The organism is Acidovorax sp. AC410, assembly GCF_979253235.1.
Genome location: NZ_CEEDCG010000001.1, coordinates 663,551 through 676,111 on the forward strand (window position 1 = coordinate 663,551; position 12,561 = coordinate 676,111).

13 protein-coding genes are annotated in these 12,561 nt (G+C 66.9%); 7 read left to right on the plus strand and 6 right to left on the minus strand.

The annotated features are described in order from the left end of the window. Positions 1-527: 527 nt before the first annotated feature. On the minus strand, positions 528-1,481 hold the full coding sequence (locus AC0IZS_RS02960; RefSeq protein WP_471634278.1) for a LysR family transcriptional regulator: 954 nt from the start codon (positions 1,479-1,481) through the stop codon (positions 528-530). 107 nt (positions 1,482-1,588) lie between these two features. On the opposite strand from AC0IZS_RS02960, the gene lysA reads away from it, so the two are divergent. Both lysA and AC0IZS_RS02970 read left to right on the plus strand, forming a co-directional pair. Then, positions 1,589-2,839 carry a diaminopimelate decarboxylase gene (gene lysA, locus AC0IZS_RS02965; RefSeq protein ID WP_471634279.1) on the plus strand — a complete coding sequence of 417 codons (1,251 nt, stop codon included), beginning with the start codon at positions 1,589-1,591 and terminating at the stop codon, positions 2,837-2,839. Positions 2,840-3,281: 442 nt separating this feature from the next. Then, positions 3,282-3,971 (plus strand): N-acyl amino acid synthase FeeM domain-containing protein, encoded by a 690-nt coding sequence (locus AC0IZS_RS02970; protein ID WP_471634280.1) that lies wholly within the window; start codon positions 3,282-3,284, stop codon positions 3,969-3,971. Here AC0IZS_RS02970 and AC0IZS_RS02975 read toward each other — a convergent pair whose 3' ends face one another. The 4 genes from AC0IZS_RS02975 to AC0IZS_RS02990 all read right to left on the minus strand — a co-directional run bounded on the left by AC0IZS_RS02975 (position 3,972) and on the right by AC0IZS_RS02990 (position 6,353). Further along, positions 3,972-4,982 (minus strand): NAD(P)H-dependent glycerol-3-phosphate dehydrogenase, encoded by a 1,011-nt coding sequence (locus tag AC0IZS_RS02975; RefSeq protein ID WP_471634281.1) that lies wholly within the window; start codon positions 4,980-4,982, stop codon positions 3,972-3,974. A 49-nt stretch (positions 4,983-5,031) separates the two neighbouring features. Next, complete coding sequence (gene secB / locus AC0IZS_RS02980) at positions 5,032-5,490, minus strand: protein-export chaperone SecB (RefSeq protein WP_007860332.1); 459 nt, start codon at positions 5,488-5,490, stop codon at positions 5,032-5,034. Positions 5,491-5,615: 125 nt separating this feature from the next. Then, positions 5,616-5,876 carry a glutaredoxin 3 gene (grxC, locus tag AC0IZS_RS02985; protein WP_322596852.1) on the minus strand — a complete coding sequence of 87 codons (261 nt, stop codon included), beginning with the start codon at positions 5,874-5,876 and terminating at the stop codon, positions 5,616-5,618. A gap of 69 nt (positions 5,877-5,945) precedes the next feature. Then, positions 5,946-6,353: a rhodanese-like domain-containing protein gene (locus tag AC0IZS_RS02990; RefSeq protein WP_471634282.1), complete on the minus strand. Its 408-nt coding sequence runs from the start codon at positions 6,351-6,353 to the stop codon at positions 5,946-5,948. 72 nt (positions 6,354-6,425) lie between these two features. Here AC0IZS_RS02990 and gpmA point away from each other — a divergent pair, with 72 nt between their 5' ends. From gpmA to AC0IZS_RS03010, 4 genes are all read left to right on the plus strand, one after another. Next, positions 6,426-7,169: a 2,3-diphosphoglycerate-dependent phosphoglycerate mutase gene (gpmA, locus tag AC0IZS_RS02995; RefSeq protein ID WP_409963736.1), complete on the plus strand. Its 744-nt coding sequence runs from the start codon at positions 6,426-6,428 to the stop codon at positions 7,167-7,169. Between the two features lie 199 nt (positions 7,170-7,368). Next, a complete protein-coding gene (locus AC0IZS_RS03000; RefSeq protein WP_471634283.1) occupies positions 7,369-8,805 on the plus strand; it encodes a S41 family peptidase in 1,437 nt (478 codons plus the stop codon). A 153-nt stretch (positions 8,806-8,958) separates the two neighbouring features. Further along, positions 8,959-9,708, plus strand: coding sequence for a HesA/MoeB/ThiF family protein (locus AC0IZS_RS03005; RefSeq protein ID WP_471634284.1), 750 nt, complete (start codon positions 8,959-8,961; stop codon positions 9,706-9,708). A 112-nt stretch (positions 9,709-9,820) separates the two neighbouring features. Next, positions 9,821-10,237: a response regulator gene (locus AC0IZS_RS03010; RefSeq protein WP_471634285.1), complete on the plus strand. Its 417-nt coding sequence runs from the start codon at positions 9,821-9,823 to the stop codon at positions 10,235-10,237. 118 nt (positions 10,238-10,355) lie between these two features. Here AC0IZS_RS03010 and AC0IZS_RS03015 read toward each other — a convergent pair whose 3' ends face one another. Then, complete coding sequence (locus tag AC0IZS_RS03015; protein WP_057201863.1) at positions 10,356-10,988, minus strand: response regulator; 633 nt, start codon at positions 10,986-10,988, stop codon at positions 10,356-10,358. A gap of 123 nt (positions 10,989-11,111) precedes the next feature. On the opposite strand from AC0IZS_RS03015, the gene AC0IZS_RS03020 reads away from it, so the two are divergent. After that, positions 11,112-12,476, plus strand: a complete 1,365-nt coding sequence (locus AC0IZS_RS03020) for a sensor histidine kinase (RefSeq protein ID WP_471634286.1) — start codon at positions 11,112-11,114, stop codon at positions 12,474-12,476. Positions 12,477-12,561 lie beyond the last annotated feature (85 nt).

Here is a 12,561-nt window from a genome sequence, read left to right on the forward strand (position 1 = left end):
CACCCCAGCTTCTGCGCTTCTCGGCACGGTCAGAAGGGGGTGGGAGCGGGCTCCACTCGGGCCATTGCTTCGCTCGGCCTGTGGTCCTTCGCTGCGCTCGGCTCGCCAGAGCGATTGCGCCCGCACCGTCGGCAGCGCGCAGAGCGACCCGACCCCAGGCGCAGCTGCGAAGCAGCAGCCGTTTGGTACCCGTTCCCTACCCCTGCTGGCTGCGCCGAGAAGCGCAGGGCCTGGGGTGGGTGCGTGTGCCGAAGGACACACGCACTTCGTCCTCTAGCTTGCCGATGCTGTTTGAGCGGAGTTCGAAGAACGCAGCGAGTTCATCGGCACCACCCCAGGACCGAGCATCGCAGGTTGCCCCCGTTCGCCCGACAGGGAGAACGGGGGACGCAGACTGGGGGCCGCCTTCTCTTTGGTGACTTTCTCTTGGCGGCCAAGAGAAAGTTACTGCGCCGCCGGGCGCACATCCCGGCTCCCGCCCTCAATTCAGGCATGCAGCTACCACCACCAAACAGCCGAACAGCCCGTCAAACCAACCGCCCAAGCCTCTCCTTCAAATCATCAGCCTCCAACCCCAAAGCCTCCACCATCCACCCCACCTCCTCCAACGCCGCCCGGTACAACGGCAACACCAGGCTCACACTGAACGGCACCGAAAACCCCACCCTGCGCACCACCACCCCCTGCCCCGCCACGGCCAGCGCCGTGAGCGGATTGACGATGGCCACCCCCAGCCCGCGCTGCACCATCGCGCACACCGCCACTGCGCTGTGCGTTTCCATGCGCATCTGCCGCGGCACACCGGCCTCGGCGAACAGGGTGTCGATCTGGCGGCGGTACGGATCGTCGGCCGAAAGGCTCACGAACGGCTGATCGGCAAAGTCGGCCAGCTGCAGCACGGGCCTTGCAGCGAGCGCATGGCCTGCAGGCAGTACGGCCACCTCGTCCAAGGTCAGCAGCCGCTGCGAGCGCGTACCGGGCGGGGTGGAGACCTGCTCGCTCAGTGCCATGTCGAAGCGCTGCGCCGTCATCCACTCTTCCAGCAAAGGCGGTTCCTGCGGAGTGACGGAGACCCGGGCGCCGGGGTGCGCGGCCAGCATGCGCGCGGCGGCGCCGGGCAGCAGGGCGTGGGACAGCGCGGGCAGGCACAGCACGGACAGGGACTGCGCGGCACCGGCCGAGCGCCCCAGCGCCACGGCGCGGTCCACCACGCGGTCCAGGCCCTGCCAGGAGCGCTGCACCTCGTCCCACAGCGCCAGGGCCCGCGCATGGGGGCGCAGCCGACCCTGCACGCGGTCGAACAGCGAATAGCCCAGCAGCGACTCCAGGCGCGCCAGCTCGCGGCTCACCGTCGGTTGCGAGGTGTGCAGCAGCTCCGCGGCCCCGGTGGCACTGCCGGCCAGCATGACGGCGCGGAACACCTCGATATGGCGGTGGCCGATACGCGGCGGCGGGGAGGTGTCTTGCGGGGGCTGGGGCATGCCGCCAAGCATATCTAAAATGAATAGATTCCTCAAAACAAGCATTGGACTGGATGATTGGAGGGCGGCATGATCGGGCCATTCCCCGCATTCCCGGAGCTTTTCGCATGTCCAACCCCTTCTCCCCCGCCCAACTGCAGTCCCTGGCCGAGCAGTTCGGCACCCCGCTGTGGGTCTACGACGCGGCCACCATCCGCCAGTGCATCGCCCAGGTGTCCAACTTCGACACCGTGCGCTTTGCGCAGAAGGCCTGCTCCAACATCCACATCCTGAAGCTCATGCGCGAGCAGGGCGTGAAGGTGGACGCGGTCTCGCGTGGCGAGATCCTGCGCGCGCTGGCCGCCGGCTACCAGGCCGGCGGCGAGCCTTCGGAGATCGTGTTCACGGCCGACCTGTTCGATGCCGACACGCTGGCCTGCGTGGTCGAGCATGGCGTGCCGGTCAACGCCGGCTCCATCGACATGCTGCACCAGTTGGGCCAGGCATCGCCGGGCCATGCGGTGTGGCTGCGCATCAACCCGGGTTTCGGCCACGGCCACAGCAACAAGACCAACACCGGCGGCGAGCACAGCAAGCACGGCATCTGGCACACCGACCTGCCCGCAGCGCTGGCCGCCATCCGGCAGCACGGCCTAGCGCTCACGGGCCTGCACATGCACATCGGCTCGGGCGTGGACTACGCCCACCTGGCCGAGGTCTGCGGCGCCATGGTGGAGCTTGTGCGCACGGCGCACGCGGCCGGGCACGACCTGCACGCCATCTCGGCCGGCGGCGGTCTGTCCATCCCCTACCGCAGCGGTGATCCGGTGATCGACACGCAGCACTACCACGGCCTGTGGAACACGGCGCGCCAGCAGGCCGAGGCCATCGTCGGTCACCCGCTGGGCCTGGAGATCGAGCCCGGCCGCTTCCTGGTGGCCGAATCGGGGGTGCTGCTGGGCGAGGTGCGCGCCACCAAGAACGCCGGCAGCAACCACTTCGTGCTGCTGGACACGGGTTTCAACGAACTCATGCGCCCCTCGATGTACGGCAGCTACCACGCCATGGAGGTGCTGCGCCGCGATGGCAGCACGGCCGCCGCATCCCGCCCCACGGTGGTGGCCGGGCCGCTGTGCGAGTCGGGCGATGTGTTCACCCAGGGCGATGGCGGCGTGGTGCTGCCGCGCGAGCTGGCCGAAGCGCGCGTGGGCGACTTGCTGGTGATCCATGACACAGGCGCCTACGGTGCCTCCATGTCCTCCAACTACAACACGCGCCCGCTGATCGCCGAGGTGCTGGTGGAGGATGGTGGCCAGGCCCGGCTGATCCGGCGGCGCCAGACGGTGCAGGAGCTGCTGGCACTGGAAGAAGGGCTGTAACACGGCGCGCCGGCATGGCGCCCGCCCCTGCAAGGCCGGTAGGCTCGGGCCTACGCAGGGGCGCCGCGTTGGCGGACAGGCGGCGCCAGGGGGCGGGAATACAGTGAAGTCACTTATCCACTTCCACCCGTTTCCAAGGAGATCACCATGCCCATCATTCTCTGGCTTCTCGGCGTCCCACTGTCCCTCGTCCTGCTGTTGATGCTGTTCGGGGTACTTTGATCCCGTGCCCCGAGGGGCACCGTACCCGGCGCACAAAGCCGCATCCGCCTCCCAAGGGCGGATGCGGCTTTTTGACGGCGCGTCACCATTTGCGCGGGCCACCTGCCTTTTAATGTTTGCCGATGGCCCCTGCCGCCGCTAGGCTGGTGGATTTCCGTGCCTTGTCCCACCCCCCAGGGCGGCAGACCCAAGGACATGGAGGAACCGCAAGGAGCCTGCCATGCAAGCCGAAGAACGCACCATCGTCGAACTGGAGTACCCCGGCGAGTACCTGAGCCGCCTGGGCACCACCGAGACCAAGAGCTGCAAGATCCGCCTGTCGCGCAAGGGCCAGGGCCTGCTGGCGCGCATGTACGCCAGCCGGGGCTACCGCATGCAGGCCACGCTGACGCACGACTTCGACCTGAGCAGCCTGGTGGTGCAGATCGACGGGCAGCCTGCAGGCACCATCTCCGTGCGGCTCGATGACGGAAACCTGGCTGCGGCAGAGCAGTTTCCCGAATTCATTGGCGACCTGCGCGAGCGCGGCGCCCGCATCTGCGAAATCGGCAAGCTCGCCATGGACCCGGGCGTGCGCTCCAAGCAGGTGCTGGGCGCCATCTTCCACATCGCCTTCATCGTGGCCTTCCGCGCACGCCGGGCGACCGACATCGTGATCGAGGTGAATCCGCGCCACGCAGCGTTCTACATGCGCATGCTGCGCTTCGACCCGGTGGGATCGGCACGCCTGTGCCAGCGCGTGGGCGCCCCGGCCGTGCTGCTGCACATGGATGGCAACAAGGGGCGCCGCCTGATCGACCAGTTCGGCGGCCGGCCCGGCCTGTCGGCGCAGGAGCGCAGCTTCTACCCCTATTTCTTCCACCCCGACGACGAGGAAGGGCTGCTGCGCCGCCTGTCGGCAGGCAATTGATCAAACTTCTTCGCGCGGGCCTCGGCCCATGAGCTGGGCCACCGCCTCGGCAGGCTGCAGCCGGCCATCGAGCAGGGCCACCACGGCATCGGTGATGGGCATGTCCACGCCCAGCAGCCGGGCGCGCTGGGCCACCGTGCGTGCGCTGTAGACGCCTTCGGCCACGTGGCCGAGCGATTCCACGGCCTGCGCAAGGCTCTGCCCCTGCGCCAGCAGCAGGCCCACGCGGCGGTTGCGCGAAAGGTCGCCGGTGGCAGTCAGCACCAGGTCACCCAGGCCCGACAGGCCCATGAAGGTATCGGCGCGCGCGCCCAGCGCCAGGCCCAGGCGCGTCATCTCGGCCAGGCCGCGCGTGATGAGCGCGGCGCGGGCGTTCAGCCCCAGCGCCAGCCCGTCACACAGGCCGGTGGCGATGGACAGCACGTTCTTCACCGCGCCGCCCACCTCGACGCCGACGATGTCCTCGTTGGCATAGACGCGCACGCTGGGGCTGTGGAAGGCGGCCACCAGGGCATCGCGCACGCTGGCGTGCTCGCTGGCCGCCACCAGGGCCGTGGGCTGGCCACGGGCGACTTCCTGGGCAAAGCTGGGGCCGCTCAGGGCGCCGGCCTCCAGCGCCGGGGCCACCTCGGCCCGCACTTCATGGGCCAGCAGGCCGAAGCGGCCAGGCGCGCCGCCGGCCACCGATTCAAAACCCTTGCACAGCCAGGCCACGGGTGCCGGGCAGGCGTGCAGCGCCTGCAGCATGCCGCGCAGGGCCGACATGGGCGTGGCCACGATGACCAGATCCGCCTGCGCCGCGAGCGCAGCAGAGTCCCCGCCGGCCAGCGCCAGCGCGGGAGGGAAGGCCATGCCCGGCAGATAGCGCGCATTCTGGCGCTCCGCCTGCATGCCGGCCAGTTGCCCGGCGTCGCGCGCCCACAGCGTAACGGCATGCCCCGCGGGGTGCTGCGCCGCACTCATGGCCACGGCAGAGCCCCAGGCGCCTGCGCCCAGAACAAGGATTTTCATAGGGGAATGAGACGGCGGGGACGGCATGCTGCGTCCCCGCGAACCACGCTTACTGCGTGATGATGGGCGACGGATTGCCCGCAGCCTGGGCTTGCTGCTGCTCGAACATGGCCTGGAAATTGATTTCGGCCAGGTGTACGGGCGGGAAGCCGGCGCGGTTGATCAGGTCGGCCACGTTGCCGCGCAGGTAGGGGTAGACGATCTGTGGGCAGGCGATGCCCATGATGGCGCCCATCTGGTCTTCAGGGATGTTGCGGATCTCGAAGATGCCGGCCTGCTTGGCTTCGACCAGGAACACGGTCTTGTCCTTGACCTTGGTCTGCACGGTGGCGGTCACGGCCACTTCGAAGATGCCTTCGGCCACGGGAGTGGCTTCCACGCCCAGCTGGATGTCCACGCTGGGTTGTTCCTGTTCCAGCAGGATGCCCGGCGAGTTCGGTTGCTCGAGCGACATGTCCTTGAGGTAGACGCGCTGGATCTGGAAAACGGGATTTTCTTGGTCGGCCATGGTTGACAGGTCTCTTCTTGTGCTCGAACAACGAGCTGGTGACAAAACGAAACCCGCCGGGGAAGAGCTCCCGCAGCGGGCACATGGGGCTGCATTATGCAGCGCCCGAAGACGGGCTTACCCGATCACTGGACTCCGAGCAGCGGCATCAGGCCGCCACGGCCGTCCAGCGCCACCAGGTCGTCGTGGCCGCCGACATGGGTGTCGCCGATGAAGATCTGCGGCACGGTACGGCGCCCGGTGATCTCCATCATGGTGGTGCGTGCGGCGGGGTCGGTGTCGATGCGGATCTCCTCGATCTGCTCCACGCCCTTGGACTTGAGGATCTGCTTGGCGCGGATGCAATAGGGGCAGACGGCGGTGGTGTACATCTTCACGGGTTGCATGGCGGGCATCTTTCGTAGAGTGGCGGCGGGGTAGGCGCCAGGCGCCTGCCCCTTTCATCTATGGGTATCTCAGGCCTTTTCAACCGGCATGCTGGCTTCGCGCCAGGCCTTGAGGCCGCCGGCCAGGGCCTGCACGTTCTCGTAGCCGAGCTTCTTGGCGATGCCCACGGCGCGGTTGGCGCGCGCGCCCGTGGCGCATACCAGCACCAGCGGCAGGGCCTTGTTCTTCACCGTGGTGGCCAGGCGCTCTTCGAGCTGGTTCAGCGGGATGTTCTTGGCGCCGCCCACGTGGCCCGCCGCAAATTCCTCGCTCTCGCAGACGTCGATGACGACGGCTTTTTCGCGGTTGATGAGCTGCACGGCCCCGGCTGGGGTGAGCGAACCGCCACTGGCGTTCTTGAGCAACGGCCACATCAGCATGCTGCCCGAAGCCAGTGCCACGAAGACCAGATACCAGTTGTCGATAATGAATTTCACAGGGATTCCTTGGGTTGGCGAACGGCGCAATTCTAAAATGTATGGTTTTGACCCGCTTCTCCAAGGGAAACCATGCACAAACTCGTACTGATCCGCCACGGCGAATCCACCTGGAACCTGGAAAACCGCTTCACCGGCTGGACCGACGTGGACCTCACCCCCACCGGCGTGGACCAGGCCAAGAACGCTGGCCGCCTGCTCAAGGCCGAGGGGTACGAGTTCGACGTGGCCTACACCAGCGTGCTCAAGCGCGCCACGCGCACGCTGTGGCATACCCTGGACGAGATGGACCGCACCTGGCTGCCCGTGGTACACAGCTGGCGCCTGAACGAGCGCCACTACGGCGCCCTGCAGGGCCTGAACAAGGCCGACATGGCCAAGCAGTACGGCGATGCCCAGGTGCTGGTCTGGCGCCGCAGCTATGACACGCCGCCACCGGCGCTGGAAGCCACGGACCCGCGCAGCGAGCGCAGCGACGTGCGCTACGCCCGCCTGGATGCCGGCCAGGTGCCGCTGACCGAGTGCCTCAAGGACACCGTGGCGCGCGTGCTGCCCTTCTGGAACGAATCCATCGCCCCGGCCATCCAGGGCGGCAAGCGCGTGGTGGTGGCGGCGCACGGCAACTCGATCCGCGCCCTGGTCAAGTACCTGGACAACATCTCGGACGACGAGATCGTGGGCCTGAACATTCCCAACGGGATTCCACTGGTATACGAGCTCGATGGCGACCTCAAGCCCATCCGCCACTACTATCTGGGTGACGCTGAAGCAGCGGCCAAGGCCGCCGCGGCGGTGGCTTCGCAAGGCAAGGCCTAGAAATTGGCGTAAAGCGGGTGTAAAGCCCGCCAATTGCCCCCTTCGAACCTGCGAAAGCGAGCCCCGGCGCGGAACTGCGGCGGGTTGGGCCCTTCTAAGAAGTGGTCGGAGGCCTTTTTGAAACGCTTGTTTTCACCCGCGTGTAAAAAAGGCATCCGGCCAGCTTCCCAGGTGTATATTGATGCGGTAAAGGTGTTCTATGGGCCACAAACTCAAAATAGCAGGATGGGTGTCGGTAGGTGTGGTGGCTGGAGCGCTCACCACGGTGTCGTTGCAGACCGTAGCGCGCGGCGCCATGACGCCCCTGCCGCTGGAAGAAATCCAGCAGCTGTCGGCCGTCTTCGGCCTGGTCAAGACCGACTATGTCGAGCCGGTGGACGACAAGAAGCTCATCACCGATGCCATTTCCGGCATGGTGGCCAGCCTGGACCCGCACTCCCAGTATTTCGACAAGAAGTCCTTCAAGGAATTCCGCGAAGGCACCTCGGGCCGTTTCGTGGGCGTGGGCATCGAGATCACCCAGGAAGACGGGCTGATCAAGGTGGTCTCCCCCATCGAAGGCTCGCCCGCGTTCCGCGCGGGCTTGAAGCCCAACGACCTGATCACCCAGATCGATGAAACGGCCGTGAAGGGCCTGGCGCTCAACGAGGCCGTCAAGCGCATGCGCGGCGAGCCCAACACCAAGGTCACGCTGACCATCTTCCGCAAGGACGAGAGCCGCACCTTCCCGGTGACCATCACGCGCGAAGAGATCAAGACCCAGTCCGTCAAGGGCAAGGTGATCGAGCCCGGCTACGCCTGGATCCGTCTGTCGCAGTTCCAGGAACGCACGGTGGACGATTTTGTGCGCAAGGTCGAAGAGATCTACAAGCAGGACCCGGGCATCAAGGGCCTGGTACTCGACCTGCGCAACGACCCGGGCGGCCTGCTCGATGCGGCGGTGGCCATCTCGGCCGCCTTCCTGCCCGAGAACGTCACGGTGGTCACCACCAACGGCCAGCTGGCCGAAAGCAAGTCCACCTACAAGGCGGCGCCCGAGTACTACCAGCGCCGCAGCGGCGGCGACCCCCTGCGCCGCCTGCCCGCCGCCATCAAGTCGATCCCGATGGTGGTGCTGGTCAACGAAGGCTCGGCCTCGGCCAGCGAGATCGTGGCCGGTGCGCTGCAGGACCACAAGCGCGCCACCATCATGGGCAGCCAGACCTTTGGCAAGGGCTCGGTGCAGACCGTGCGTCCCCTGGGTCCGGACACCGGCATCAAGCTGACCACGGCGCGCTACTACACGCCGAGCGGCAAGTCGATCCAGGCCAAGGGCATCGTGCCCGACGTGATGATCGACGAGTCGGAAGAAGGCAACGTGTTTGCCGCCCTGCGCATGCGCGAAGCCGACCTGGACAAGCACCTGGGCAGCGGCCAGGGCGAGGAAAAGAAGGATGCCGCCCGTGAAAAGGCCCGCGAGGAGGCCAGGAAGCGCCTGGAAGAAGAGGCCAAGAAGCCGGCCGCCGACCGCAAGGCCCCCGAGTTCGGCACCGACAAGGACTTCCAGCTCGTGCAGGCCCTGAACCAGCTCAAGGGCCGCCCCGTGCTGGTCAGCAAGACGCTGACCGAGCGCAAGGAAGACAAGAAGGAAAACTGAGCCCCCGAGCGGCCCGCCCCTGGTGGCGCCGCCAGCACTGGGCCCCGCGAGGCCGGTCTCCCCAGGGAGCCCGGCCTTTTTCACGCCTGCCGCCGCCAGGGTTCAATCTCCCGCACAATCGCAGCCGAACTGCAGCACCCAAGCCCCCGCCCCATGACCGATGACCAGCTCCTGCGCTACTCGCGCCACATCCTGCTCGACGAGATCGGCATCGAGGGGCAGGAGCGCGTGCTGGCCGCCCATGCCGTGGTCATCGGCGCCGGGGGCCTGGGCTCTCCGGCAGCGCTGTACCTGGGCTCTGCCGGCGTCGGGCGCATCACGCTGGTGGATGACGACACGGTGGACCTGACCAATCTGCAGCGCCAGATTGCGCACACCACGGCGCGCGTGGGCACGCCCAAGGTGCAGTCGGCCGCGCAGGCGGTGGCGGCCATCAACCCCGAGGTCCAGGTCCAGGCGCTGCAGGCCCGCGCCGACGCAGCACTGCTCGACCAACTGCTGTCCGGCGCCACGGTGGTGCTGGACTGCAGCGACAACTACGCCACCCGCCATGCGGTCAACGCAGCCTGCGTGCGCCACGGCGTGCCGCTGGTGGCCGGGGCGGCGATCCGCTTCGACGGACAGATCACCGTGATCGACCCGCGCAGTGGCAACGCGCCCTGTTATGCCTGCATCTTCCCGCCCGACGCACAGTTCGAGGAGGTCAGCTGTGCGCTCATGGGGGTATTCGCGCCCCTGGTGGGTATCGTGGGGGCCATGCAGGCGGCCGAGGCCTTGAAGCTGATCACCGGTGTGGGCCCCACCCTGGCGGGGCGGCTGATGATGCTGGACGGCCGTTCGATGGAATGGAGCACCATGCACGTGGAGCGCGCGCCCGGATGTGTTGTGTGCGCGTCACCGTAGGAGCGCTCCTACGTGGTCTGTGTGCAGCAGCTGTCAGAATGGCAACGACGCTTCGGTTAAATTCAGAACCAGGCCCGGGTTTGCTTGTACCGGCCGTCTTATGGATCAGGTAGTGAAACTCCGCACGTACATCGTTGAAGACAATGCCACCATCCGGGAGAACCTCATCGGTACGCTGGAAGAACTGGCGTCCGTCGAGGCAGTGGGCGTTGCGGAAACCGAAGACGAGGGCAAGGGCTGGCTCACCGGCCACCAGGAACAATGGGATCTGGCCATCGTCGACCTGTTCCTGCGCCAGGGCAGCGGCCTGGGCGTATTGGCCGCCTGCCGTGACCGCCGGCCGCACCAGAAGATGGTGGTGCTGAGCAACTATGCCACCCCCGACATCCGCATGCGCTGCGCCCAATTGGGCGTGGATGCGGTGTTCGACAAATCCAACGAAATCGATGCCCTGGTGGACTACTGCATAGAGCATGGCAGCGTACACCCCGCCCCTAGCGCCCGCATTCCGGTGCGCGGCAACCCCTGAGTGCGCTGGCGTACCGCCAGCATGCCCACCCCCCACAGTGAAGAACCGCGCCTGCAGCCTGCACGCGGCAGCAGCGGCGCGGGCGCCTGACCCCGCCCGCCGCAAGACCGCCACCCGATCAGTCGATCAGGCGGTTCTTGAGCGCGTAGTAGGTCAGGTCGCTGTTGGACGACAGGCTCATCTTTTCCATCAGGCGCGTGCGGTAGGTGCTCACCGTCTTCACGCTCAGAGACAGCGACTTGGCGATGTCGCCGGCCGTCTCGCCCTTGGCCAGCTTGAGGAACACCTGGAACTCGCGCTCCGACAACTGCTCGTGCGGCGGGGCATCGTCCTTGCGGTTGAGCTGCTGGGCCAGCAGGTCCGCCACGGCGGGGGTCAGGTAGCGCTTGCCCAGTGCGATGATGCGGATGGCCTCCACGATTTCGGAGGGGTCGCATTCCTTGTTCAGGTAGCCACTGGCCCCCTGGCGGATCAGATTGATGGCGTAATGCTCCTCGGGGTATCCGCTGAGGATCAGAATACCCATGTCGGGCGCCTTGGCGCGCAGCATGGCCAGCGCATCCAGGCCGCTTTGGCCGGGCATGGACAGGTCCATCAGCAGCACGTCGATTTCATGGGTACGCACCAGGTCAATGGCTTCGCGGCCGTTGGAGGCCTCGCCCTCCACGCGCAGGTCCACGTGCTCGGACAGGAACTGGCGCAGTCCGGAGCGAACAATTGCATGGTCATCCACAATGCCGATCTTGATCATTGAGCGTTCTTTCAGGGAGGGTGCTGCCCACTCCCAATTTTTGTTGAATGCACCTGCGTTGCGATCACCCGCCCTGGGGCGGCGCCGTCAGCCGGTCCGTGGTCATTATCCAGAATAACGCATATGAATTTGCAAGAGATCGCCAGGGACTTGCTGCCCAAAGTCCGAAAGATGGCCCTGAGCCTGCCCATGGCGCTGCTCGCGGCCATGGTGCTGGTGGGGATCAACGAGGTCGGTCACATGCGCTCGCAGGGCGCCGTCACGCAGATGGCGCACGGCCAGGTGACGCACGGTGCTCTGAACCGCCTGCTGCAAAGCATGCTGGATGCCGAGACCGGCCAGCGCGGCTACCTGCTCACCGGCAACGACCGCTACCTGGAGCCCTACGACAAGGCGCTGGCCAGCGTGCAGCAGGACCTCGACAACCTGCGCAACCAGTTCCTCGACTCGCCCGACGACATGCAGGAGCTGTCCCTGCTGTCACGCCAGATCTCACGCAAGCTGGCGGAAATGGAACTGAGCCTCAAGTTGCGCCGCCAGGGCAATGAGGATGCCTGGAAGTTCATCCTGCACACCGACGTGGGCATGGAGAACATGGAGGCCATCCGCAAGCACGCCCAGGCCCTCATCGACCGCAGCGCCATCGTTGTCAAGCAGGGGCAGGCGCAGGTGCTGCGCTCGCTGATGCTCTCGCGCATCGGCATCGCCACGGTCACGGCCATCGGCCTGCTGGCATTCTTCATGTACCTGCGCCAGGCGCATGCGCTTCAGGAGTTCAGCCTGCGCGAGCAGTTGCTGCTGGAGCGCGAGCGCGACCGGCTCGAAGGCCTGGTGCGGGAGCGCACGGCCACGCTGTCCGAGCTGGCCAGCCACCTGCAGCAGGTGCGCGAGGACGAGCGCGGCCACCTGGCGCGCGAACTGCACGATGAACTCGGCGCCCTGCTCACGGCCGCCAAGCTCGACGTGGCGCGCCTCAAGTCCAAGATCGACACCCAGGTGCCCGAGATCGCCGAGCGCCTGCGCCACCTGACCGAAACCCTCAACAGCGGCATTGCGCTCAAGCGCCGCATCATCGAGGACCTGCGCCCCTCGTCCCTGTCCAACCTGGGGCTGACGGCCGCCATCGAGATCCTGGCGCGCGAGTACGGCGAACGCGCCGGCATCGAGGTGGAAACCAGCCTGGAGCCCGTGCAACTGCCCGAGCCCACGCAGCTCACCGTCTACCGGCTGGTGCAGGAATCGCTGACCAACATCGGCAAATACGCCAAGGCGCAGAAGGTGCTGGTCTCGGTACACAGCCACCCCAAGCATGTGGCGGTACAAGTGCGCGACGATGGCCAGGGGTTCGATCCGGCCAGCGTGAGCCCCTCCTCCCACGGCCTGGCCGGCATGCGCCACCGCGTGGAGGCCGCTGGCGGACGCCTGACCATCACCTCGCGCCCGGGCAACGGCGCGCTCGTCTCGGCCATCCTGCCGCTGCAGGGCTGAGGCACGGTCACCGCAGCAGCGCGGTGCCTTCTGCAGGGCTGCAGCCCCCCCTACTCCCCGTTGAAGCACGCGGCCCGGAGCCTGG

Coding starts and splice junctions, on each gene's coding strand:
- AC0IZS_RS02960 (WP_471634278.1), bottom strand. CDS start 1,481: ATGCCCCAGCCCCCGCAAGACACCTCCCCGCCGCCGCGTATCGGCCAC.
- lysA (WP_471634279.1), top strand. CDS start 1,589: ATGTCCAACCCCTTCTCCCCCGCCCAACTGCAGTCCCTGGCCGAGCAG.
- AC0IZS_RS02970 (WP_471634280.1), top strand. CDS start 3,282: ATGCAAGCCGAAGAACGCACCATCGTCGAACTGGAGTACCCCGGCGAG.
- AC0IZS_RS02975 (WP_471634281.1), bottom strand. CDS start 4,982: ATGAAAATCCTTGTTCTGGGCGCAGGCGCCTGGGGCTCTGCCGTGGCC.
- secB (WP_007860332.1), bottom strand. CDS start 5,490: ATGGCCGACCAAGAAAATCCCGTTTTCCAGATCCAGCGCGTCTACCTC.
- grxC (WP_322596852.1), bottom strand. CDS start 5,876: ATGCAACCCGTGAAGATGTACACCACCGCCGTCTGCCCCTATTGCATC.
- gpmA (WP_409963736.1), top strand. CDS start 6,426: ATGCACAAACTCGTACTGATCCGCCACGGCGAATCCACCTGGAACCTG.
- AC0IZS_RS03000 (WP_471634283.1), top strand. CDS start 7,369: ATGGGCCACAAACTCAAAATAGCAGGATGGGTGTCGGTAGGTGTGGTG.
- AC0IZS_RS03005 (WP_471634284.1), top strand. CDS start 8,959: ATGACCGATGACCAGCTCCTGCGCTACTCGCGCCACATCCTGCTCGAC.
- AC0IZS_RS03015 (WP_057201863.1), bottom strand. CDS start 10,988: ATGATCAAGATCGGCATTGTGGATGACCATGCAATTGTTCGCTCCGGA.
- AC0IZS_RS03020 (WP_471634286.1), top strand. CDS start 11,112: ATGAATTTGCAAGAGATCGCCAGGGACTTGCTGCCCAAAGTCCGAAAG.